We start from the raw sequence: 22401 nt of genomic DNA, 5'->3' as shown, positions 1-22401 counted from the left end.
CGTAATTCGGCTTCCGCGGATCACTACTCATTTAGCCCTCCTGATCGTTGATGTCTTCCAAAAAATAAAATGCCGCCGCTACCGCTCTCAGTCGCAGCGAACGACGCGTCTGAATGATGCTGTTTCGGATTGCTAAGATCGACCCGTGATGAAATTTAACTTCTTGCGCAAGCCTGCTGCCCCTGCGCCCAACCCTGAAGTCACCGCCCTACTCGCGGAAGTCCAGGATTTGAAAAACTTGCTGACAGAACAGAATGCGCACACAGCAGCAGTATTGAAGCAGGTCGAAACGCAAACACGTCTAATGGACGGTTTGCGCAACGCAGCACTGCACCCTCTTCGCGAAGAAATATTCAGCACAATGCGGAATCGTCAGTTGTCCATGTTCGATACGCTGAAAACCGTGCGTGAAGAACGCCTAAGCCTCGCACGGTTCGGGGATGGTGAACTTCGCCTCGCGCTGTACCCTGACTTCGATATCAAGTTCCAGCAAAACTCGGTAGCGCTTCGGGAAGAGCTCTTAGAGGCCATGGGATCGCAGGATCTCCCGTTGCTCATCACTTTCCCTGAAGCCTCGCGAGACCGCTTTTGGACTGACTTCTGGACGAACCACTGGCATCGCCTCAAACCCCTAGTCGAGCAACAACCCCGACTCGGGCACACGCAGGTGACGAGACGTGAATTCTTTGGCACTTATCGTCAGTCCGCCGTTGAAGCCTGGCGCTCCGTATGGGAAGGCCGCGACGCCCTCTTAGTTGCCGGCAAGGGGTCTCGTTTCACGATGGTTGATGACCTCTTTGGTTCGCTCAATAGCATCACCCGTTTTGATGCCCCCGCATCGAATGCCTTTGACGATCTGGATTCAATAGTCGAATCAATCATTGCCGAGAAACCAGACCTAGTTCTCGCGGCGCTAGGCCCCGCAGGAACACTACTGGCTTACCGTTTGGCACGCCATGGAATTCAAACACTCGATATCGGCCACATCACGGCAATCTGGCAACAAGTATTCGAGGGTGCCGGAACACCCGAGAGCCTCCCTTCCGTTCGGTAGTGTCCCGTCGGCCCGGGTCACCCTAACGGGTTGCTGGGGTATTTCGATGCCACCAAAGGCCAAGCAGCCTGGACACGGGACAGGATGTTGGCATCAGGTACTGTCGAAGTATCCAAAGTCTGTCCATCGTCGCTAACGGTGATCATGCTCGCGATGCTCTCATCCACGAGTACCAGCGCCATCATGGTCGCGTCGAGCGCTTGCGGATTGAGCAGTGCAGCAATTGCGTAGTTCGTTTCATTCCCGTTGCCACTAAGAAGAGTCTGTGCGTGGAATGCCACCGCTGCCCGTATCCGCTGCTTGATCGCGAAGTCATCCATGGCTCGCGCTGCTGCGAGGAATAATGATTCTGCCATTTTTAGTCTCCAAAGAATGATTGGCTAGGCGCGTTGTTGGGGCGGGCAATACTCCCCCGCCCCAACAAGTTGCTGATTATTTGGTGTATTTGATTTCCAGCGACACCGAGGAAGCCCTGGCATATCCGTAATAGGCGGTACCGGACGAGCCGTTGCCCAAACCGATACCCTTCCAATCACCGTTCTTGAAACCCTCCCAGCGTGAGGATGGGATCGACACGGTGCGGGTTCCGGGCTTCGGCCACTTCGAAGACGTCGCCGCCAACGTCATTGACGGCGGCACCGAGGTGAGGCTGGCAGATCCATGAAGCATGATCTGCGCCGTCCCACCAGCACTGGACCACCAGTGATCGAACCGCATCGTGACCTTGATGCTGTTGATCTTCGCGCCGGACAGGGCCTGGACGATCGTCTGCCCCTTGGAACCAGTGCCAAACGTGACCATGGAACGCAGCATCCCGGTGTACCCGGCGGTGCCCTGATAGATCTTGTTCGTCCCGTCCGCGTACGTGTAGCGGCCATTGCCGTCGAAGGAACGATAGCCGGTCGCTTTCCACACCTGCGTATAGTTTTCCTTCGGCACCGGAGGCGGTTCCGGAGGCGGTACAGGTGTTGGTACGGAAAGATCCATGCGGCCGTTGCGGTCAATGCTGGTGTCCGGTGCCGACAGGCCCATGTCTTCCACCCACGTGCGGACCGTGGAAGCCAGCGCGTTCGGGTGGAAGGACAGCGTGCCTCCTTCCGAGGAGATGGTGATCATGATGCGGACCACCCTCGGAGCAGGCTGGTATCCGGTGTTGTAGAACACCCCTCCGAACGTGGCGAGTTCCGCCCCCGACGCCTGGTTTCGGACGTACTGACGGAATGTCGGCGTGCTGCTCATCGAAGGGCGCGTACCGTCTGTGGTGACGTAGACGTTCAGATAGCCGTAGGCGTTGCCCCCTCCCACATAGGCGGAGAATGGCGCCACGGTAATCCGATAGCCACGACCCGGTTCGTGCACGTAGTTGTATTCCAGGATTTCCATCTCCTGGTTCGTGACCGAGGTTCGGTCTGAGATGTTCCGGAATCCTCGGGCGATCATGCCACGGGGTAGAACATCGAGAAGGCCCGGCGTCTCGAACTCGGAAGGGTGCTGGAAGTTGACCGTGTCCCCGAGCAGCGGAGAGCCGAGGAACACCGGATCTCCGGCGATGTTCAGCTCTTGCCCGGAGACCCCGCCGTCGCGGTCAAGCGACGCGAGCGTGTCACCGGTGGCCGGGTCGGTGATCGAGTAGACCGTTCCACCGTTCGCTCGGATTTCTGTGACTGGTTCGCCACCCTCGGCACCATAGACGCGTAGGCCTTGGTTGTCGAGCTTCAACCCAACGCTGGCGATGCCGCTGGTCTGGAACACCGAGCCAGTGAAAGTGCCGCCTTGGAACTCCTTGCCGACGAACATGTCGGACTTGACGATGCGGGCCGTCAGGTCCGCGATGAAACCGGTGTTTGCGGCTAGATCCTCTGTATCGATCTTCGTGGCCTTGATCGACCCATCGACCGTCAGTTCACCTGCATCCATACGGTTCAGGCTGAAGCTGTCGATGTAGACCCAGACGCTGGTCGAGGACGATGCGCCAGCCACCCTCACAAACTCTGTACCTGCCGGTACCGTGAATTCCCCGCGGATCACTGACCAAACGTTTGGAGATCCGCTTCCTGCTGTTGCAACTAACTTTGATGTATACGAGCTGCCGGAATAGAAGCGGACGTATAGGCGCGCAATCGGGGCTGTGGAGTTGAAGCCGGTCATCCACCACGCCGACATGCGATAAGTCGCGTCCTCTTCCACCACGAAACCATCTGAATACAGCGCAGAAGGATTCGAAGTGCTGTTGTTCGCATGACTGGGTATCGCCATACGAGGTCCGTCGTTCCGACCGCCTGTTGCTTGGATTCTCGGCGCAGAAGCCGCAGATCCAGCAACCAAAGTCCACTGTTCTGGAATTTCGAATCGCGGCGACGGGACCAAGTTTTCAAAGGACCCAATGGCCACCATCTGCGCGGTGATCTTCCGCGACATGACCACATCGGACCACAGCTTGTTGATGACCGCTTCGGTCATCGTGCCGGTGGTGACGAACAGGTTCTTTACATCAACCGTCTGGAACGCCGCCGTGCTGGCCGCGATGGACTGCGCCACCAGATCAGCGATAACTCCCGTCCCAACGGTCAACTTGCCAACATCGAGGTTCGCGATAGCCGAGGTAGTGATTTGCGAGGACACCCACGCCGAGCCAGACCAGTACCACTCACCGATCACGTTCTTCGAGCCGTCCACACGCCGCCACAGGTCGCCCTCAGCGGTGCCAGTGCCGGACGGGGTGGAGGCGCTGTAGAACACTTTGCCTTTAGTGCCGGCCATCGTCAGCGCACTGTTGGCAGTGGCCTGCGCGGAACCTGCCGCAGACTGGGCATTCGCCGCGGCCTGGGCAGCCTGCGCGGCAGCTGCGGCGGCATCGGTCGCCGCCTTGTCCGTCACCGCCACCCACGTCGTGCCAGTAGTCCAGCGCTTCGGAGTGTTCGCTCCGCCGGTGGTGTCGATCCACAAGGTCACTGCATTACGATCAGCAGCACCCGGAGCGGTGGACTGGACCAGTACCTTGCCCTTGCCATTGGCGATGCCGGCCGCGTCAGCTGCTGCCTGGGCAGCGGTGTCTGCCTTCGACTGCGCGGCAGATGCCACTCCCGCCGCGGCGGTCGCTTTCCCATCCGCCGCATCGATCTGCACGAACGCCTCGGTGACACGCTGCTCAGCAGTGCCTAGCCGCCCCTCGTGCGCCGTAAGATCTTCCTCAGCTTGATCTAGTCGGTTGCCGAGGTTGCCGGCCTCGGTAATGACGCCGTCGTACTTCTCATCAAGCAAGATCAGTTCGTCTTGGATGTCCACGGGCGAGGGGTAATCCGGTACATCCACTGTGACCGTCTCAGACATTTCCGACCACTTGCCAGCCTTCGACACCGCCACCAGAGCGAACGTCCATTCGCCCGGCTCCAGCAACACCACGGCCACATCCCCAAGCTCGCCAGTAATCGTGGCCAGCTGCGTCTCATTCGACGGGGTGAAGACCTCCACGCGGGAAGCATGCAAAGCCACGTGGGAGAAATCCATCGGCGACAACGCGTCGCTGTCGAACTTCCCGGACCAGCGAGCCTCCACACTGCCGATCCCTGCGGTGATCGCGGGCGCCGACGGCTCAGGCGGTACTGGACCGTTCACGGTGACCGGGGTATGGGTGCCGTCGTGTTGCTCCCCCACGATCTGCACCAGGGTGCCGTCCTGGTCGTACTCCTCGATCCGGCCTGCCTCAATGGCCGAGTTTGCCAGCTGTGGCTTGCCGCCGGCACGAGCCAGGCGTTTGGCCTCGCTGATCTCACCAATCAGCCAACGCGCCTCGTCACGCAAATTGGTCACGCTGACACCACCTTCAGATTCAGATTTCCTGTCTTACATTCCACTGCGATTTCAGTGACGCGTACCCACTGATCTATTTGCGCCCAACCGGCGTCTCCGGTCAGATACAGGTAGTCACCCGCGTCGAAGCTGCCGTAGGGGCACATCGGATGATCGACCAGGGACAAACTTTCGAAAGACCACTCGGCGTCCCGCCAACTGATCTCCTTGCGTGCCTGAGCTTGCACCCGGTCCAGCTTGTTCAGGTCCTTGCGTTCAACGACTACTGTGCGGCGGAGGCGGCCTCGGTCCTCATACCCCGAAGCGTTGAGCATGGATCGGCCTTCGCCAGCGCCGAGCACCAGCACCTGGGAGGCGTATTCCGACTCGATCAACGGCGGCGGTGCGGTCACGTTCACGCCGATCTCCAACCGCAGGTCCTCACGGCGCACCCCGAACTCCGGAGTGCCAATCACGACGCGGTGTGACAGGCCGTCGTCGCCAATCCACTTGGTTTCCTCGCGGTATTCGAACGGGGTTTCCTTCGCCAGGTCGGAGATCACCGCCCCGAGGTCGTGGGTCTCCCACCAGGACAGTTGGTACGGTTCCGCTTTTTGATCAGACCGATCCGACACCTTGGACTTGGCCTCGTTGAACTCGGTCTTCGTCTTCGAAAGCATCGCCTTCGAATCTTTCAGGACTTCCTTCTGCTCGACCCACTGGAAGAACCAGTCACTAGCCGAGTTGAACTTCGCTGCCGGCAGCTCCACCCATTTCTTGCCATCCCAGGTGTACCCGCCAGTCAGTCCGTCAGCGTTGCCCTTGAACCACAGGTTCCGCTTCGACCGCTTATCACCAGACGGGGCGCTCGTCTGTCGGATCAGCAGCCCACCCTTCGGAAGGCCTGCCGCAGCGAGCGCCTTGGTCGCGTACTGCTCCACCAACTGCGCGTCGCCTTCAGCCTGCTCCTTGGTGTAGTCCAGCTGCTCCTGCATGTACGCTTGGCGCTGCTTCGCGGCGGTTAGTTCCTTGCCCTCTGGTTTCCCCAGGAAGGTTCCCGACTTCACTGGGTCTACGACCACCCCAAGGTTTCCGTCCTCGTAGGATTGCAACCGGGCCCAGATCAGTCGCACGACGTCGAGGGGATCAACATGGGTGGAGCTGAACTGCGGGCCGGTCCACGGCATCCCCGTCGGATACGACGTGAACCCTCCAGCGCTGATGTTCAACCAGTCACCATCGGTGCTAACCTCGTCAACGATCCCGAATACTGGGTCGCGGCCCTCCTGCTCAGCGACAATCCCAGCACCCCACTCCACCAAAGCCCGTTGACCGCCGGGGGTTTCAATTCCCCGGTAGCCGAGCGGAAGTTGACCGCTGATCGACGCAGGGGCTGACAATGCGGTAACCACTTGAGCGTCCTGCAACGGCAGATCGCGATCTACCCACACGCCGCCGGGCAGCGTCAGCAAATGAAAACGCCAGTCAGACACCATGCCTCCTAATCGGCGGTCTCGATGAACTCCGCCTGCAGAATGATCGATGAACCAGGATCCAGCTGCACTCGCGAGGCTGTCGGCACAGAGGCATCCACGTTCGCGCGCGGGTAGATCTTCTGCTCGGTGCCACGTAACGACGCCGGGATGTATTTATCGTCAGCTGCGATGAACACCTGCCGTGTCCAACCGCCGGATGACGCGGTATCGTATTTCGTTCCTTGCGTTATCACTCGATCAGGATTCGAGTTCAAGCCGATCTGCGCCCACACGTACCCCTTCGCATTCCCGGCAGGGCAACCTACGCCAGCCCACATCACCGTGATGCGAACCCTGGTGGCCCACGACGGGATCCGGATCGGGCCCCACGCGTCAGGTGCTTCCTCAGCCCACGTGGACCCGGTGGGGTAAGCCGTGGTGTTTCCAAGGATCTTCCCCTCGCCACTGGTAAACGCGTAGGTCCGCAAGACGCTCTCCCGGCGCGGGATAGCCACTTCTCGCAAATCAGTGATCATCCCGCTCGTAATCGTGCCCGTAGAAGCCGGGATCTGGATCCGAGCCAACAAAACAGCAGGGTAGGTCAGATTCAATTGCTTGATGTCAGTCAGGTTCGCCGGCACCGAGCCAATATGTTCAATCTTCGAGTACTGGAACGTGACGGGGTCGGCTGGTGCTGATCCCTCGTATTGGGGGTCCAGTACACGGGCGATGATCGCATCCGTCCGGCTCGCCCCAGCACCCGTCGCCGGAATTGCCACCGATGTTGCCGACGCGTTGCGCAGCACATAGGTTTGCTGACCGCCACCCGCATATCGGTTCAGGATCAACGCAGCACCTGGCCGCACCGACACCGTACCGTTCGGAGTGGACTGCGCAGTCACCCGCAGGGAAGGCGGTTCCACCACACCCTCAGCACCGGAAGTAGCCGCGTAGGCCAGCACCCGAGCAATCTCAGGTGAATGCTGGGCACCACCTCCCACGAACCAGGGGGTTGAATCAATAGCCAAAACAGTCTCCTCAGTTAGATATTCCAGTAGGCATTGCGCCAACGAAGTTCGACCGAAGCCGTCCCCGTTGGATCAATACCACCGAAAGTAAGGTCAGATACACCCGTAGGAAGCACCGCGGAAGACAATCGCGTCTTACGGGTCAGCAGCCCAGCGGCCGGAGCATTACCGCGCAGCACACTCCCCGCTAAGGCATCCACCGTGACCGTCTGCCCGGGCAGGATCGTCGCATTCAATGCGATCTCCCACCCTGCTGCCGAACGGACGTAGGGATCCACGACCGGCCCTTTGAAAATCACTTTCAGCGGCGTGGGGGCGGTCCCGGTGTTGTCGACGAATCCGGCCCGCGGCGCCGAAGACCGGACGGTCGACAACGGCGCCACCAACGGCGCCATCAGCCCGCCAGTCGAAGCCGGAACAATCGGCAACGGCAACACTGTTTCGACGTCATCGAAATAGCGGGGGTCATGGATCCGGAAATCGCATTCGATCCGGCCATGGCCCTGCACCGCCTGAATGTCCCCGCGAATGCCCGCATACCGCGACGGCCGGCCATACACGCGCCGCCAGCGCCCGCCCAGCTCATAAGAGAGCGGGACGAGCGCCAGCGACTTACTACGGTGCTTCGGGTTATGCCAAGCGGCCGCCAGCCGGGACTCCACCATGGACGCATCCGGCAAGTTCCGCATGTTCGTCGACACGCTGAACCCCCAGGTACGCCCGCCGAGGAAGTCCCGGCCGGCAATCATCCCGTCACCCTGCGAGCGCTCGGTGTCGTTCGTCCGGTACTCGGTCGTGCCTTGGTCGAAGTCGGTGACAAACAATGGGAGCTTGTCACCGAATTCGACCCCGTCGAAACGAAACCTCATCGAGCACCGCCTCTCGCGCTCATGCGCTTCTCGAACTTGAGCGCTCCGACCAGGTCGTCCACGGTGGCCCGCGGTGGCAGTTCCACGCGGTCGATGCGGATTCCTTCGAATCCGCGGCCGTCTGAGACGTGCCTGGTGACCTCGATGGATTTCAGGATGGCGTCCATGTACCCGGCTCCGAGTCCTTGGGTGGCGGCGAGCTGTGTTTGCAGTCCGGCGCCGTCGAGGATGCGGGAGGTCATGTCCGCGGTGCTGATGCGCGCCGTGGACGAGAAGTTCGCCAGCTCGGGGCCGTTCTCGCCGACCAGGGCGATGCCCTTGGCGAGTCCGCCTTTGGCAAACGCCGGCACGGGGGTGACCCGGCCGCCGTTTGCGTACCAGTTGTTCTTCTTGTGGAAGCCCCAGGCCTTCTCGGGGTCTCCGTAGCGCTGCTGGATGTACTTCAGGCCGTACTGGGCCTGGAGTGCCGGGTCGGAGGTTTTGCGGCCTCCGACGCCGGACCAGGTGCTATTGAGGAACTGGAACAGTCCGTACGCCGACGATGTCGGGTTCTGGGCGTTCGGGTTCCACGAGGACTCCTTGTTGATCAGTTTCGACAGGGAGTCCCAATGGCGTCCGGTTCCCCAGCCGTACCCGTTGGCGACGTTGCGGACTGCAGATTGGGCTTCTGAGTCCTTGCCGTTGAACACGTCCTTGACGTTGCCCCAGGTGTCCTGTGCGAAGTCGCCGACGGCTGCCGCCTTCTCCTTGATCCAGTCCAGAGGACCGGTGAACAGCCGGCCCAGCGCACCACTCGCGATTTGGGCGAGCATGTTGCTGGAACCGAACTGGTCGGTGAAGTCGGCGACCATCTTGTCCTTCAGGTCGAACAGGGCCTGCAGCGGGTTCCACCCTCCACCGCCGGAGCCTCCTGTCGGGGTGGCTCCGCCGTTGATGTAGCTCCACGGGTCCACCGGCTTGCCGTTGATCCACACTTCCGAGTGGACGTGTGGTCCGGACGAGCGGCCGGTGTTGCCGGAGAGGGCGATCTGCTGGCCGGCTTTCACTTGCTGTCCAGCCTGTGCGATGAGCTGCGACAGATGGCCTTGGTAGGTGGAGATGCCATTGGCGTGATCGACCAGGATGCCGAGGCCGGTGCGGCCGGTGACCGCGTTGGTCTTGGCGACCCGGACGGTGCCGTCCATCGGCGAGAACACTGGTGTGCCAATGGGCACCGCGATGTCCAGGCCGGCGTGCGGGTACCGTCCGCGGGAAGCTCCGAACCGTGAGGTGTAGGCGCCTCCCTTGACCGGCCGGACGAATCCGCCGTTCGCGTAGCCGAGCGCTTTCGCACCGAACCGGTTCAGCCCGTCCAGGAAGCCCGGGGCGCTGCGCTCGATCGAACGCTGCGACTCCTTGCGGACCACGAACTCGTCCGCGTGGACGATACCGGCTTCCTGGTACTTGTGCCCCGGGCCCGTCCAGCCGCCGGTGTAGAACTCACCGAGCGGCTTGACCTCAGGCAGGCGCCAGTCGTCGGGCAGGCCGAGGGTGTCGGCCACCTTGTTGAAGGTGCTTCGCAGGCCGCCGTAGACGGTTTCGATCACGAAGTTGATTGGCTTCCGGGCGATATTCGCGACCTTATTCCAAGCTTCCTTGATGGAATCCACACCGGTCTGGAAGGCATTTGGGATCGTCTCGGTGATGAGCTTCTTGACCGGGTCGAAAACCTTCTCAGAAACCCAATCCCAGACGTTCTTGAATGCCCCCTTGATCGACGACCACACGTCCTTGATGGTGTCCACGGCACGCTTGAAAATCGGTGCGACCGTATCGCGCATGAACGTGCCCACCGCATTGAACACTGGCTTCAGGATGTTATTCCAGAACCACTTGACATTGTTCACGAAATTCTGGAAGTGATTCTTCACCGCGTCAATCGCCGGTTTCAGAATCGTTTCCCAAACCCACTTAAAGAAAGTGCCCAGGGCGTTGAAAACCGGCTTGAGGACGTTATTCCAAGTCCACTTAATCGAATTTACGATATTCGTGAAACTCTGCTTTACCCAATTGAAAGCTGGCTTAAGCAGCGTATTCCAAACCCAGACGAAGAAATCGCCGAGGGCCTTGAACGTCGGCTTCAGCAGCGAGGTCCACACCCAGGAGAAGAACGTGCCGACCGCTTTGAATCCGGCAACGAGCGCGTCGAATGCCGGCTTCAGCAGGTTCGTCCACACCCACGCGAAAAAGTTGCCGATCGCCTGGAACGTGGGCTTGAGGATCTTCTCCCACACGAACGTGATCGCCGGCGCAAGCATGTTCTGCCACACCCAGACCCACATCTTGATGATGCCGATCACCGCGGTCACGGCAATGGCAATGACCAGTTTGATGCCGTTCCAGATCGGGGTAATGACATTCTCGTAGAACCACACGAACATCGGCGCGACTGTGTTGGTGAAGAAGTCCACTACCGCAGCTACGCCGACCTTGATGCCTCCCCAGACGGTGCTGAAGAAGTCGCCCATGGTCGCCAGTGCGCCCTTGATCCACTCCACGGCGACGCCGACGGCGTTCTTGATCGCCTCCCACGCGTTGATGAAGAAGTTCCGGAAGCCTTCGTTCGTGTTCCAGAAGTACATGAACACGGCCACCAGCCCGACAATCGCGCTGATGATGATGCCGAAGATGTTCGCCTTCATGACCACGTTCAGCGCCGCGAAAGCGCCCTTGAACCCGGTCACAACCGTCGTGAGACCGCTGATGATCGAGATGGCGCCCCTGAACGCGAGGAACCCGCCGGCCACCGAAGCCACCGCGATTGCCAGTGGCTTCAGCCAACCCTCGTTCTGCTTCACCCAGCCGCCGAACGACTCCAGAGCCGGAATCGCCTGGTCACCGATGAAAGAAAACACTTGCGTCGCCGCGGGCAGGAAAACATTGCCGAGGGTCTGCTTCAAGTCCTGCCAGGAAGCGATCGCCACCTGGCGCTTGTGCTCGAAGGTGTCTTCCTCGCGCATAAAGTTGCCCTGCGCGTCAGCCGACTGCGCATACAGCGCCGACTGCACGGCGAGCGCCTTTGATTCGTTGTCGAGCTTCGGCACCTTGCCGGCTGTCGCCTTGTTGTAGGCGCGCTCCGCGGAGGTCAGTGCCAGCTGTGCGCGCTGGGCCTGGTCGGATTCCTTGCCGTGCTTCTTGACGACCTCGTTGTACTTCTTCTGGGCCAGCGCCATTTTGGTTGCTGCTTCGGAGACCTTCTCCGAGTCGACGACTGGTTTCAGGATCCCCTTGGACAGGCCTTCTGCTTCGAGTGCCGTCTGGCTCAGGGTGATGCCGTAGCGCTCGATGGGGTCCATTTCGCCTTTGAGGGCTGAGGAGATCGCTTCGACGGCTTCCTTGGTGGTGCCGCCGAACATGGAGGCCATGTCGGCGCCCATGCCGATCAGGCCGTTGGTCTTGTCGGCGAGCTCGTCCATGGGGGTGCCGGCGTTCTTGAGCTGGGAGCCGAGCAGGGTTCCCAGTTCGCGGTACTCGTTGGAGGAGATGCCGACGTTCTTCTTCGCGTCCGCGGCCCACTGGTGCATGACGGCGGAGTTCTGCTTGAAGACTGTGTCGATGGCGCCGACGGACTGCTCTGCTGCTCCGGCGAGGTCGAGTGAGTCCTTGACGAAGCCGCCGACGGCGGCGACGGAGAAGCCTGCTGCTACGCCGGTGACGGCGCCCTTGAATGCGTTGGAGAATCCGGTGCCGGCGCGTTTGCCGCCGGACTCTGCTTCTTTCTTGGCGGCCGCGGTAGCGGTCTTCACGCCGCCGGTCAGCGCACCCTTGATGCGCTGGCCCACGCCGCGCCAGCCGGAGGCGTAGGTCTTGGATGCTTCGGAGGAGGACTTGCCTGCGTCCTTGGTGGCCTTTTCCGATTCCTCGGCGGCCTTCTGCAGGGTCTCGTGGGCCGCGGACGAGGTCTTCATGGCCTCGACGTAGGTCTTTTGCGCGCTCTCGGCGGCGCGGGAGGTCTGTTCTACCTTGCGCTGTGCGGAGGCCACGCGCTCCTCGGCCGCGGCCAGTTGGTCCGGAGTCGCCTTGCCCGAGTCTCGTACCTGGTTCAGCTTCTCTTCGGCGACGCGCAGCTTGCCGACCGCGTCGGCCGCGGTGTCGCGGGCCTTGACGGTTTTCTCGGTGGCGGACTGTACGGTTTTGCCTGCGGCTTCGGCGGCACGCTTGAGTCCTGGCAGTTCGGAGTTGATTCCGGCCTGCGCGCCTTCGGACATTGACTTGCCGAAGGCGTTGCCGGCGGAGCGCCCCTCGGTGGGCATGACCGAGTTCATCTCACGGCGCACGTAGGTTTGGAACGCGACGAATCGTGGCGTGACTGTCACGAATGCGTTGCCAGCATTAAATGCCAAAACACCCTCCTCAGAAGGTCGTAAACGAGCGAATCTTTGGAGGGTGTTTTTAGCCGTCGGCGGCGTGAGGGGTGGCCCAGTTGATGAGCATTTGCCCGGTTTCCCGGGCCAATGCCTTCCGAGCGTCCTCGACCGCAGTGCGCGGGCCGGGGAACGGCTTGGCCGGGTACTTCGGTGGCGATTTGCCCTTCTGCACCTGGATGGTGGACAGGACTGCTTTGATGAGCTCGCCCATCCGGTCATAGGTCATGGCGGCGATCTTGTTCGCCGTGTCCCATTCCTCGATCGGTGCCGAGTACTCGCCTCCGCTTTCCTGCTCCACCAGAAGCCGTGCCATCTCCGGATCGTTGAGGATCGCGGCTTTGTACCGTGACGCGTCGGGCAGGCCGTCAATCAGCCGCAGCAGGTGCGCCCATCGGCGAGCGCCCCACAGCTGTTCGAGGTCTGCCCCGTAGACCTGCGCAAGGTCTGCGGTGATCGCGTCACGGTACCGGTACAGGGCTCCTAGGAGCCGATGCCGTTTCCCTGCTCACCGAAGATCGCTTCGTAGTGGGCGTTCACCAGCTTGCCCAGCTCGCTGATCTGGTACAGGTTCAGCTTGTCGGCGAGCAGCTTCTTGAAGTCAGCTTCAGACAGCCACTTTTCCAGCATTCCGCGGGTGTTCTGCGACTGCAGGTCCTGAAGAAATTCTTCGGCAGCGGTCCATTCCATCGCGCCCGGGTCCGGGAAGGTGATGCGCTTGCCGCCCTTCAATCCCAGGACGAAGGAACCAGCCTGAGCTCCGGAATCGAGATCGTTCAGGGTGGCGTTGATCTTTGGTGCATCGGTCATGACGAACCTGCTTTCTGGGTGTTTTGGGTGGTTACTTGGTGGACTTGGCCGGGGTGCTGGCCGGCTTATCCGTGGGCTTGTCGGTTCCGGGCTTCACGGTGAAGCCTTCGGCCTTGAGACGCACGATTTCGGTCGGATTCTCGGTCGGGATTTCGATCTTCTTGTCTGGGCTTACCAGGACAGTCATGGTGTGCTCCTTGGTTGAAGAGTTCGGGTGTTGGAGGTAAATCCGTGGCGGCTGGAACACCCAGAGAAACCAGCCGCCACGAAGTATTGATAGGCCGCGGCTACGGGGTGGCGATCTCCCAGCCGAGGGCTTCGGCGTTCTTCTTGAAGCCGAGGCCGCCCTTCTGCTCGTCCTTGATGTAGCCGAGCTCCGAATCCGGGTAGGCCTTCAGGCCGATCTCGAACGATCGGGCATCGGACTGCGTCCAGGCTTCCGAGGGGAAGCTGGTCACGGAGACTCGCGGGTAGAACTTGGATTCGAACCACGGTTCGGTGATCGAGCCGTCGAAGGTGATCGCTACGCAGCGGTAGAACTTGTTCTGCGGGAAGTCCGGCACCGAGTAGCGGACGAGTCCGGCCGCCGACACTTCTGGAAGGGTGATGCCTTCGACCAGTGCGACCACGTTGGCGCGCACGGTTTCCAGCGCGGTGAAGGTGATGCTGCGGGTGTCCCCGGTGACGTCCTCGCGGATCGGCGAAAGGTGGCCCAACGCCGGCACACCTTCGGAGTCGGTCTCGCGCTCGTGGTTGATGCCGTCCGGAGACAGCAGGCCGACCGCAAGGTACCCGGCGGGCAGCTCATTGATGAGCAGGCCGGTCGCGTCGACCAGCTCCCCCGGCACCGCAGCATCTTCCGGTGCGAGGAACAGGGCAGCGCCGAGCGTCTTGCGGACACCCTTCGCGTTTTCGTTGGCGCTCTGGAAAGCGCCCCAAGTCTGTGCAGTCATTGCTCACACGACCTTTCCGCCCGGTATCCGGGCATAAAGAAAGCCCTCCCGGGTGGAAGGGCTTGGTGGTGGTTTCTTCTAGGATGGGCGGTCTAGATCGGCCGGGTCTCGGCCCGGTAAATCGCGGTGAATTTGACCAGGGTGGCGGACGGGAATTCCTCCTTGGTGGGGACCACGTCGACCTTGACGCTGTCGACCACACCGTCCGGGGTGTCCAGCGGACGATCCAGGAGCGCAGCGCGGACTGCCTCTGCGAGGTCCTTGGCTGCGGTGCGACCTTGGGCGTATACGTCCACGGTGAGGCGGTCTGTGCGGAACACGCTTTGCTCTGTCCCGCCGATGTCCTTGATATGCACGATTTCGCGTCCATCGAGGTCCTCGGGGTTCAGCTGCAAGGTAGCGTCAAAGCCGACGGCCTCCAGCTCGGCCTTCACGCATTTTGCTGCGTCAGGGAATACGAACATGCGATACCTCCATCATGGGGTTACCCGCTCTCGATGATGGAGGCGAGTTTGGATAGGATCTTGTTTCGGCGCTCCACTGCTGCCGCGTGCGGCGCCACGTTCTCGATGCGCGCCGCGGCGCGCTTTTCCCGCTTCCAGCCCGCCGTGTTCGTGGTGGGCACAACCCGGAAGCTGTCGCGGTACTCTCCGGAGTCCACAGGGCTGATCGCCCGGCCTCCGGCGGCCGCCGCGGTGGCGATGCCAACCATCGCGGCCTGCATCTTGGGCGACCGGGCGACCTCGGCGAGCCCCGTGGCATCCTGTTCGTAGTGCTTAGACATCCGGGCCCACCCCTTCCAGCGGCACTTCCACGCCGATGGGGAATTCCCGCGGCCGCCCCGACACCAGGTAAGACCCGGCGTTGAATGCTCCTGCAGGAACCACGATCCGGTCGGTCGACTTGAAGCGGAAGCCCGGGTCAGGATCCCGGAACAAGGACAGCTCGCTGGTCGCAGCGTCCGAGGCGGAATCTTTCTCCGTGGACGAGCGCGGGCCGATCAAGCATTCCTTCAGGCTGATGACCTGCACTGGCTTCGGGTCGCCGTTGTCGTCGGACCCGCCGGAGCGGTGCACCTCGACGGTGATCTTCCACGACTTCGGAAACCTGGACACGATACCCATCGGTGCTCACCTTCCCGGCATGAGGTTGAAGAACTGGCCGGACTCGTCGTCCGGGGCCAGCAGCTTCATGTCCTGCTTGCCCAGATAGAGCGAGCCGTCCGTGTTCCGCAAGGTCATCGACTGCGAGAAGCCGCCGGCCGCGAAGCTGAGCTGGCCAGCGTTCTCAGGAACGTCCTCCGGGAGGTCCATGGCCCGCCTGACCATCCGGCACGCCACCAGCTTGACCACGTCGGCGTCGATGTCGCCGCGCGCAATCCGCGAATCAATGTCCTTGAATTGCTGGCGGATCATCAGCGCCGCCTCGATCAGCTTCTGCTCCGCTTCGGTTTCATCCTCGGCGGGTAGGGCTGGCCAGTGCTTGCGCAGGTCCGCGAGGTTCGCGAAGGGCGAAGCCATTACTGGCCCTTGCCCTCTTCGTCCGATTCCTCGCTGGTGAACGACAGCTCGTCGTCTTCAGCGTCGGAGCCTTCCGATTTGCCGGCGTCTTCGGACTCCTTGCCAGCTTCCTCATCGTTTTCCTTCTCCGAGGTGCCAGATTCTTCCTGGCCCTTCGGTTCCTGCTTCTTCGGGTCGGCTTTGGCGGCCGCCTGACGGTTGCGGTTCGACGGGCTGTTGCTGCTGAACGGCTTGTCCAGGACGTGGGCTCCGGCCAGTGTCTTGACCCATGCCGGCGCGATGTCACCCGGGGCGAACGACACGAGGACACCCGTTTCATCGTAAAGGTGAACGTGCGCGGTAAATTTTGGCATCTGGTTCACGCTCCTTTTCTGTATCGAGTCTGGTGCGCCCGGCCGGCGGTCCCGAACCCTCGCGGGCTGCGGAACCGCCGGCGGGCGTCGATGTGGCGCGGCAGGCTCTAGAGAACCTTGGCGGCCAGCGTCAGGTTGGTGTTCGGCGCCAGCGGAAGCATGATGGCGCTAGCCTTCGTCCACTGCGCGACCGGATCCTGATCCGAGTAGGAACCAACCACGATGCCCGGGCGGATCTCCTCGTCCAGCTTGTAGGCCGGAGACAGCGCCTCGGCGGTGGTGCCCCAAGTGGTTTCACCGATCTTGGCGGTCAGCGGAGGCAGCAGGGTCACCTTCTTCGGGTCCAAGATGTCCACGGCGTCGCCGTCGTCGCCCGCGACCTGCGCTTCGTACACCTCGATGCGCGGCAGGCCGAGGGACGTGAACAGGGCCTGGATCGCGTCGATGGTGACGATCTGGGTGGTTGCGCCCGGAGCCAGGGTCATCGACCGGATCTGCTCGTGACGCATCAGCACCGACACGACCTGCTGGTCTGTCAGCATGGTCTCCGGCTTGATGCCGTTGGTCTTGCGGTAGACCGCAACCCATGCGAGCAGGTCATCGATCGGCTTGGAGCCCGGGGCGTTCCACAGGGTTGCCGCGGTCGGGCTGTGGGTGGCCTTGCGGCCGAAGTCCACTTCGAGTCCCAGACCGTTCTCGGTGATGGTCACCTTTCCGGTCTGCAGCAGCTCACCGCGGGCGACTTCGGCGCGGGCCAGGATCTTCATTGCCTGGTTCACGCCGTCGTCCATGATCGCATCGGCAATCGCGGTGTCGGCCTTGCGCTGCTTCAAGCGGTCGTACTCGCCCAGGCGGATCTTCTCCGAGATCGGCGGCAGCTCGCCGGAGATCTTGGCGATCCCCTCGCGCTTGCCGATATTCGACTCGGTGTCGAAGCTGCGGAACTTCGCAACCTGGGTCAGGCCTCGGCCACCGGTCACCGCACGGAACTCGATATCATCAACGGGGTTGTCCGGCAGGTAGGTTTCCAGGTTGAACGCGTTCTGCGGAAGGTCCGAGAGCGCTTCACGTACATAACCGGTCAGCTCCTGCGGAGCGACATAACGGTCATCAAGGGTCAGTGCCATGAGAAATGTTCCTTTCTAGGCGAAGATGAGTCGGCCGGCGGCGGTCGCCTGCACAGCCGGGTCGACGGGTACGGGCAGGTTCGCGACCTTCACGCGCCCGTGTTCCAGCAGGGCGGCGCCGATCGGCGTTGCCGAGCTCTCCGGAGCGCGGGTGGTCGTAAACAGGAACCCGGCCAGCACCGGGGTATCTGCCACTGGTTCGGCCGGGCCGGTGTGCAGTCCGTACTTCCCGCTGGGCAGCTTCATCAGCGGCAGGCCGGACTTCAGCAGGCCTTCCGGGTAGTGGGTGGCCTTGGTGAACGTGGAGACGTCCAGGGTGATCGTCTGCGCGGCGTTAGTGCCGTGGGCCGAACCGAGCCAGGACTGATCCTCGACTCCGAAGGTCACGCGCTTGATGCTCAGATCCATGGGGTTTCTTCCTCTCTAGTCTTTTTTCGGGTTGCGCTGCTTGTAGCGCTCCGCGCCGGCCGCGAAGCTCTTCTGGCTGGGGCCATCACCACCGGAACCCGAACCGGGCACCGGATCACGCTTCTCCTGCTTGTCCTGCTTCTGGCCAGGTTTCCCGTCTCCGGAGCCACCGGCGCGAGCCAGAAGTTCAGCGATCAATGCAGCCGAGGCATCCAGCTCTTCCTTCGTCTCGCCCTTCACCAACGCCTGATACTTCTCAGGAATCGAGTGACCGGCGAGCGCGGTGAGTCGGAGGTTGTCGCGGCGGAGCTGCTGGAGTTCTTCTTGCTGCTCCTTGGTGTTCTTTTCGGCGCGCTGGGCGTCGGTGAGCTTCGCGTCCTCGAAGGCCTTGGTCTTGGCCTGCTCGGCTTTCAGCAGCTTGTCCAGTTCGTTGGCGCGTTTGCGCTCAGCTTCGAGGGCTTTCTTGCCCGACTCCTTGAGCTGTTCGCCCTGGTCGTTGCCTCCCTCTCCGCCTTCCTGGTTGTCGCCGCCCTGCTCGCCGTCGCCGTTATTGCCGCTTTCGCCGGATCCGGACCCGTCGTTGCCTTCGATGAATCGCGCTCCCTGCATGCCCATCGCGGTCATGTAGTAGGGCAGCGGTTCGAAGAAGGCTGGTGGGGTGGGTTTGCGCATGGTGATGTGCTCCTTTGGTGGGTGGTGGTGTCTCATCGCGAGACGTGCAGCGGGGCAGGCATCGCGCCTGTCCTGCTCAGTAGATTTCGTGGACCCCGTCGGTGAGGAGGTCTGGGAACATGCGGCGCAGGGCCGCGGTGATCTCGTCCGGGGATGCGGCTCCGCCGACGGATTCGATGGCCTGCGAGTAGGCCACGTATGCGCCGCGGTGGTCGAAGCCGGTGTCGGGGAGGTCGTCAGCTCCACGAATGAGCATTGGCTCGCAGTTGCATTCGTGGTGGTATTTGTCGCCGTGGCCGGCGCGGAGTGCGGATTCTTCGCTGTTGTAGAGCCATGCGCCGGAGCGGCTGGCCAGCATCAGGCAGAATGCGCAGGTTTTCGGCCCGCTGGGGATTCGTCCCCATCCGACCTTGTCGCGGTTCGCGTTGATCTGGATTGTTTCCCGTCCCGGCTGCCGGGCCCAGACTCCCATGGTGCTGGTGAGCTTGCGGAGGGTGGCGAACGGGTTGTCGGTGAACAGGTCGGCGGCGGCCCAATGAACTTTTCGCTGGATCTGTTCGAGCTTGATCTTCGAGCCGATCACTTCCGGCTTGGATCCTGGCATCATCATGCGGTACCAATCGGCCGAGATCTGCCCGGCGATTGGCCCGTACTTGTCCAGGAGGAGCGGCAGGACTTCGATCATCGCGTCGCGGGTCTGTTCCGGGCGTTCCAGATTCAGTGCGTAGAAGATCGATTCCAGCTCGTCGGTGACCAGCCCGACCAGCTCCGCGTTTGCGGCACGGAGCTGGCGGGCTTCCTCGCTGCTGGCCATCAGGCCGGCTCTTCGCGGATGGTCACCGGGTTACCTGGCACGAACTCCATGCCTTCAAGGCCGGCGGACTTCGCCGCTGCTTCCGCGGTGACGCCGGCGCGGCGCAGCAGGCCGAGCATCTCGGCGCGTAGCTTCTGTTCCTCCAGCGGGTGCAGCACTTTCTGCTGTCCGGATGCTTGCGCCTGGGGGCGTGCCGACGCGGCTTCCAGCGCCTGCTGCAGCGCGCTCTTGCCGTTCTTAGACTGCATGTACTCCTTGGCCCTGCTGACCTCGTCGGAGTCCAGCCCGAAGCGTTCCAGCGCCAGATCCGAGCCTTGCAGATCGGGGAATGCCGTCACGAACTTGGAGCCAGCGTCAGCTTGCGAACCCGGCGTTGGGGTCGCCGGGTTCGCAAACTTCGGCCGGATCTTCGCCATGTCTTTGGTGATCGCGTCCATCTCTTTGTCGGGCGCTTCCAAGGACAGCATGTTCAGCGCGGCGCTCCGGGAGCTGTACCCGAAGTGGTCGCTCTGCGTCACGCAGACGGCGATCAACCCATCCTCCGCGGCACGGATCGCGTCGGCCGAGGATGGATTGTCCTGAACCACTCCGAGCTGACCGAGGGGGATGTCAGTGTCGGCGTGGAAGTTCATGGCGATACTGCGCAGAAGTTCGGAGTGCGGCTGGAACGACGCCTGGGTCAGCTGCTTGAAGGCCGGCGAGCGCATGTCGCCGGTTTCCATGTCCCGGTAGGCCGGGATGCCCCAGATCGCTCCGATGGCGCGCAACGGGTCAATCCGCTTGCCGCTCTTGTCGAAGAACGCACCCTTGTGCGCGTCCTCGAGAACACCGCGGGGCGAACTGTAGAACTCGGCGTTGACTTCCTGGCGGAGGATCGTGCGCACCGCGCGGTCGATGTGCCCCATGACGGCCCGGTTGATGCGTGCCGAGCCGAAAGGCCGGCGAAGCTCCGGGCGCCATGTGTACGGGGTGCAGCGTACCCGGCGAGTGCCCGTCTCGTACTCGTCGGCGACCACCCAGCGTCCGCCGCGGCGCTCCAAGCGGAGCGTCACGAACGGCCGGTACAGCAACTGGGTGTTTCGATCCACGACTTCCAGTGCGGCGGTCACCTGCTGGGTTCGCGGGTTGATGATCGCCGTGGCCATCGTGGCGTCCTTGATGCTGACGATCTTCTCCGGCTCTCCCGCGTCGGTATCGCCGGGGGTGAAGAACGCGAAGCTGCATGAGGTCTGCGCGGCCGAGTGCCGGGCCATGGTTTCAAGGCGCTGGAACTCGGTTTCTTCCTCCAGCTCTGTCAGGCGCGTCAGCGTCGCGTTGCCTTCGGGGCCGGTGAAGCCGGTGCGCCGGATGCGGTCAGATGGGACGTTCACCGACTTGGCCGCCCAGCCGATCACGCTTTCCAAGTCCTTCATGTCATCTGGGATGGAGAAGCCGATGAAATCCAGCTTGGCTTTCATGTCGTAGTAATCAAGCTTCAGCTTGTTGCGCCGGTACTTGTCCTCGATGCGCTTAGTCATCTCGGTGTGTTCTTTGAGCTCATCGTCATCCAGTGCACGAATCACGAACGCACCTCCTCAGATTCTTAACCGAACCCGTGACTATCTCGGGTTTCGGCGGATTCGCCGATACGGCGGCGGACAAATTTGACTGCCCCGTAATGAGCGCACAAGGTGCTCATGAACGGGTGATACGGCTTGGTCAGATCCATCGGCGTGAACTTCCACTGCGCGCCGGTCTTATCCACGGCCAGCTTGCCCAGGCCCTCCAAGGACTGGTCCAAGCGCGGCTCCGAATGGTGCTCGATCGTCTTGTCACGCATGACCGCGTCATAGAACCCCATGGATGCCTCGACGAACTCGGCACCGCCCAGCACACGAACCTTCATCTTCTTCTTCCGAAGATGCGGCACCAACGACACGGCCGGCGAGCGCCCGTCGATCACTACCGGGTGGATGCGCTTGGCGCGGTCCCAGAGGTACTGGACGAGCTTGGGTGTGCCGCCGTCGTCGTATTTGGCGGAGCCGATGAGTTCCAGGACGATCTTCTCTTCGTCTTCCGGGACGAATGATGAGACCGAGATGGAGACGCGGTTTCGTTCGCGGTTCATGTCCACGCCGAAAGATGCGGTCTGCCAGAGGTTGGCGACAGCCAGCGGCGGTGGTTCGACGCCTAGGGCGCTCCACCGTTCGGTGGGGATGACCGAGACGTGTTCGAGGCTCTTGGGCCATTTGTTCAGGCGTTCTCGCGCGAATGATTCCGGGGAGAACTGGCCCAGCTCGCCCTCGATGGTGGAAGGCATGATGCGCAGGTTGTAGGCCGGGTTGGCTTTGGCGTGGTTCGCCGGATCCTGCACGTACTCGGCCAGTTCCTCGGGGGTCATGTCCTCGATGTACTCGGGGGTTCCAAATTCCACCCAGGCGATGCGCTGCAGGCCCTTGAGCGCGTTGGTTCGCACCCGGAGGAACGGGCGCCCGTTTCCCTTGGCCAGCTCTTCCAGCGACGGCGGGGTGCCCATGTAGATGGTCAGCGGGTTCTGCGCCGGGCCGGCCGAGATGGTCGGCAACTGCGCCTGCAGCTGCTCCTCGTTGATGTCCTGGGCTTCGTCGAGCACCAGCACGTCCACGGTGAAGCCGCGGCCCGAGCCCTTGGAGCGGGCCACGAACTCGATGCTTCCCCCGTTGCGGAGGATGATCGCTTCCTGGCCGTTGACGTTGCGGACTTTCTCAACCATGGCGTTGAGCTCGGGGAACTTCGCGTTCGGGTCGTCCTTGGATTCCCCGAAGAAGTGCTTGAGCCTGGCGAACGCCTTCTGCGCGGTCTTGACCTCGTGCGCGGTGTGCAGGATCTTCATCCCGAGCTGGGCCATCAGGTACAGCTCGACGACTTCCAAGCCGCCGTTCTTGCCGTTCTGGCGCGCCACGGTGACACCCGCGACCGCGCAGGCCCACTTGCCGTCCGGTGTCTGCCGAAGCCAGGAGCACACGGTGGTGTTCTGCCAGGGGTCGGCGGTCAGCCCGTACTTCTGGGCGTACCAGACCGCGTCCTCGCCATGGTCGTCCAGATACTCCTCGCCGTCCGGTGCGGTATTGTGCAACGGGATCTGACTGCCGTACAGCACCGTGCATC

At 62.2% G+C, this 22401-nt stretch carries 22 protein-coding genes; 1 reads left to right on the top strand and 21 read right to left on the bottom strand.

All coding sequences use genetic code 11. From position 1 onward, the window contains the following. Positions 1–148: 148 nt before the first annotated feature. Positions 149–1054 carry a GT-D fold domain-containing glycosyltransferase gene (locus IEY43_RS05935; RefSeq protein WP_229777299.1) on the top strand — a complete coding sequence of 302 codons (906 nt, stop codon included), beginning with the start codon at positions 149–151 and terminating at the stop codon, positions 1052–1054. A gap of 17 nt (positions 1055–1071) precedes the next feature. Here IEY43_RS05935 and IEY43_RS05930 read toward each other — a convergent pair whose 3' ends face one another. The 21 genes from IEY43_RS05930 to IEY43_RS05830 all read right to left on the bottom strand — a co-directional run bounded on the left by IEY43_RS05930 (position 1072) and on the right by IEY43_RS05830 (position 22393). Continuing rightward, entirely contained in the window at positions 1072–1410 is a 339-nt protein-coding gene (locus IEY43_RS05930) for a hypothetical protein (RefSeq protein WP_188947682.1), read from the bottom strand. 76 nt (positions 1411–1486) lie between these two features. Beyond that, on the bottom strand, positions 1487–4864 hold the full coding sequence (locus tag IEY43_RS05925; protein ID WP_188947681.1) for a hypothetical protein: 3378 nt from the start codon (positions 4862–4864) through the stop codon (positions 1487–1489). Continuing rightward, positions 4861–6339 (bottom strand): hypothetical protein, encoded by a 1479-nt coding sequence (locus IEY43_RS05920; protein ID WP_188947680.1) that lies wholly within the window; start codon positions 6337–6339, stop codon positions 4861–4863. The genes IEY43_RS05925 and IEY43_RS05920 overlap by 4 nt, the downstream gene beginning before the upstream one ends. 5 nt (positions 6340–6344) lie before the next feature. Beyond that, the gene (locus tag IEY43_RS05915) at positions 6345–7346 is read right to left on the bottom strand and encodes a hypothetical protein (protein ID WP_188947679.1); all 1002 of its coding nucleotides are present in this window, start codon (positions 7344–7346) and stop codon (positions 6345–6347) included. 14 nt (positions 7347–7360) lie between these two features. Next, on the bottom strand, positions 7361–8215 hold the full coding sequence (locus IEY43_RS05910) for a phage tail family protein (RefSeq protein WP_188947678.1): 855 nt from the start codon (positions 8213–8215) through the stop codon (positions 7361–7363). Beyond that, the gene (locus IEY43_RS05905) at positions 8212–12597 is read right to left on the bottom strand and encodes an aggregation-promoting factor C-terminal-like domain-containing protein (protein ID WP_188947677.1); all 4386 of its coding nucleotides are present in this window, start codon (positions 12595–12597) and stop codon (positions 8212–8214) included. The genes IEY43_RS05910 and IEY43_RS05905 overlap by 4 nt, the downstream gene beginning before the upstream one ends. A gap of 49 nt (positions 12598–12646) precedes the next feature. Continuing rightward, complete coding sequence (locus tag IEY43_RS05900) at positions 12647–12934, bottom strand: hypothetical protein (protein WP_188947676.1); 288 nt, start codon at positions 12932–12934, stop codon at positions 12647–12649. Between the two features lie 167 nt (positions 12935–13101). Then, on the bottom strand, positions 13102–13428 hold the full coding sequence (locus IEY43_RS05895; protein ID WP_188947675.1) for a hypothetical protein: 327 nt from the start codon (positions 13426–13428) through the stop codon (positions 13102–13104). A 31-nt stretch (positions 13429–13459) separates the two neighbouring features. Beyond that, positions 13460–13615: a hypothetical protein gene (locus IEY43_RS05890; RefSeq protein ID WP_188947674.1), complete on the bottom strand. Its 156-nt coding sequence runs from the start codon at positions 13613–13615 to the stop codon at positions 13460–13462. A gap of 100 nt (positions 13616–13715) precedes the next feature. Continuing rightward, complete coding sequence (locus IEY43_RS05885; protein ID WP_188947673.1) at positions 13716–14381, bottom strand: hypothetical protein; 666 nt, start codon at positions 14379–14381, stop codon at positions 13716–13718. Positions 14382–14473: 92 nt separating this feature from the next. Then, entirely contained in the window at positions 14474–14845 is a 372-nt protein-coding gene (locus tag IEY43_RS05880; protein ID WP_188947672.1) for a gp17 family tail completion protein, read from the bottom strand. Between the two features lie 20 nt (positions 14846–14865). Then, positions 14866–15165, bottom strand: a complete 300-nt coding sequence (locus tag IEY43_RS05875; RefSeq protein WP_188947671.1) for a hypothetical protein — start codon at positions 15163–15165, stop codon at positions 14866–14868. Further along, complete coding sequence (locus IEY43_RS05870) at positions 15158–15505, bottom strand: hypothetical protein (protein ID WP_188947670.1); 348 nt, start codon at positions 15503–15505, stop codon at positions 15158–15160. Before IEY43_RS05870 ends, IEY43_RS05875 begins: the two co-directional genes overlap by 8 nt. A 6-nt stretch (positions 15506–15511) precedes the next feature. Next, positions 15512–15901 (bottom strand): Gp19/Gp15/Gp42 family protein, encoded by a 390-nt coding sequence (locus IEY43_RS05865; protein ID WP_188947669.1) that lies wholly within the window; start codon positions 15899–15901, stop codon positions 15512–15514. Beyond that, positions 15901–16254: a hypothetical protein gene (locus IEY43_RS05860; protein WP_188947668.1), complete on the bottom strand. Its 354-nt coding sequence runs from the start codon at positions 16252–16254 to the stop codon at positions 15901–15903. Before IEY43_RS05860 ends, IEY43_RS05865 begins: the two co-directional genes overlap by 1 nt. Before the next feature lie 107 nt (positions 16255–16361). Then, positions 16362–17381, bottom strand: a complete 1020-nt coding sequence (locus IEY43_RS05855) for a major capsid protein (RefSeq protein WP_188947667.1) — start codon at positions 17379–17381, stop codon at positions 16362–16364. A gap of 15 nt (positions 17382–17396) precedes the next feature. Beyond that, positions 17397–17789, bottom strand: coding sequence for a head decoration protein (locus tag IEY43_RS05850; protein ID WP_188947666.1), 393 nt, complete (start codon positions 17787–17789; stop codon positions 17397–17399). A gap of 15 nt (positions 17790–17804) precedes the next feature. Continuing rightward, complete coding sequence (locus IEY43_RS05845) at positions 17805–18461, bottom strand: hypothetical protein (RefSeq protein WP_188947665.1); 657 nt, start codon at positions 18459–18461, stop codon at positions 17805–17807. A 76-nt stretch (positions 18462–18537) separates the two neighbouring features. Further along, entirely contained in the window at positions 18538–19275 is a 738-nt protein-coding gene (locus IEY43_RS05840; RefSeq protein ID WP_188947664.1) for a VG15 protein, read from the bottom strand. Further along, positions 19275–20837, bottom strand: coding sequence for a hypothetical protein (locus tag IEY43_RS05835; RefSeq protein WP_188947663.1), 1563 nt, complete (start codon positions 20835–20837; stop codon positions 19275–19277). The genes IEY43_RS05840 and IEY43_RS05835 overlap by 1 nt, the downstream gene beginning before the upstream one ends. A gap of 20 nt (positions 20838–20857) precedes the next feature. Beyond that, the gene (locus IEY43_RS05830; protein ID WP_188947662.1) at positions 20858–22393 is read right to left on the bottom strand and encodes a hypothetical protein; all 1536 of its coding nucleotides are present in this window, start codon (positions 22391–22393) and stop codon (positions 20858–20860) included. Between the last annotated feature and the right edge of the window lie 8 nt (positions 22394–22401).

Origin of the sequence: Glutamicibacter protophormiae (assembly GCF_014647495.1) — a bacterium.
Classification (GTDB): Bacteria; Actinomycetota; Actinomycetes; order Actinomycetales; family Micrococcaceae; genus Glutamicibacter; species Glutamicibacter protophormiae.
Note: the sequence above shows the minus strand (reverse complement) of the source record. Positions and strands in the feature narration are given on the sequence as shown.

What these genes read in the sequence shown, in the direction of transcription:
- IEY43_RS05935 (WP_229777299.1), top strand. Translation starts at nt 149, where the DNA reads ATGAAATTTAACTTCTTGCGCAAGCCTGCTGCCCCTGCGCCCAACCCT.
- IEY43_RS05930 (WP_188947682.1), bottom strand. Translation starts at nt 1,410, where the DNA reads ATGGCAGAATCATTATTCCTCGCAGCAGCGCGAGCCATGGATGACTTC.
- IEY43_RS05920 (WP_188947680.1), bottom strand. Translation starts at nt 6,339, where the DNA reads ATGGTGTCTGACTGGCGTTTTCATTTGCTGACGCTGCCCGGCGGCGTG.
- IEY43_RS05910 (WP_188947678.1), bottom strand. Translation starts at nt 8,215, where the DNA reads ATGAGGTTTCGTTTCGACGGGGTCGAATTCGGTGACAAGCTCCCATTG.
- IEY43_RS05900 (WP_188947676.1), bottom strand. Translation starts at nt 12,934, where the DNA reads ATGGCACGGCTTCTGGTGGAGCAGGAAAGCGGAGGCGAGTACTCGGCA.
- IEY43_RS05895 (WP_188947675.1), bottom strand. Translation starts at nt 13,428, where the DNA reads ATGACCGATGCACCAAAGATCAACGCCACCCTGAACGATCTCGATTCC.
- IEY43_RS05890 (WP_188947674.1), bottom strand. Translation starts at nt 13,615, where the DNA reads ATGACTGTCCTGGTAAGCCCAGACAAGAAGATCGAAATCCCGACCGAG.
- IEY43_RS05885 (WP_188947673.1), bottom strand. Translation starts at nt 14,381, where the DNA reads ATGACTGCACAGACTTGGGGCGCTTTCCAGAGCGCCAACGAAAACGCG.
- IEY43_RS05880 (WP_188947672.1), bottom strand. Translation starts at nt 14,845, where the DNA reads ATGTTCGTATTCCCTGACGCAGCAAAATGCGTGAAGGCCGAGCTGGAG.
- IEY43_RS05875 (WP_188947671.1), bottom strand. Translation starts at nt 15,165, where the DNA reads ATGTCTAAGCACTACGAACAGGATGCCACGGGGCTCGCCGAGGTCGCC.
- IEY43_RS05870 (WP_188947670.1), bottom strand. Translation starts at nt 15,505, where the DNA reads ATGGGTATCGTGTCCAGGTTTCCGAAGTCGTGGAAGATCACCGTCGAG.
- IEY43_RS05865 (WP_188947669.1), bottom strand. Translation starts at nt 15,901, where the DNA reads ATGGCTTCGCCCTTCGCGAACCTCGCGGACCTGCGCAAGCACTGGCCA.
- IEY43_RS05860 (WP_188947668.1), bottom strand. Translation starts at nt 16,254, where the DNA reads ATGCCAAAATTTACCGCGCACGTTCACCTTTACGATGAAACGGGTGTC.
- IEY43_RS05855 (WP_188947667.1), bottom strand. Translation starts at nt 17,381, where the DNA reads ATGGCACTGACCCTTGATGACCGTTATGTCGCTCCGCAGGAGCTGACC.
- IEY43_RS05850 (WP_188947666.1), bottom strand. Translation starts at nt 17,789, where the DNA reads ATGGATCTGAGCATCAAGCGCGTGACCTTCGGAGTCGAGGATCAGTCC.
- IEY43_RS05845 (WP_188947665.1), bottom strand. Translation starts at nt 18,461, where the DNA reads ATGCGCAAACCCACCCCACCAGCCTTCTTCGAACCGCTGCCCTACTAC.
- IEY43_RS05840 (WP_188947664.1), bottom strand. Translation starts at nt 19,275, where the DNA reads ATGGCCAGCAGCGAGGAAGCCCGCCAGCTCCGTGCCGCAAACGCGGAG.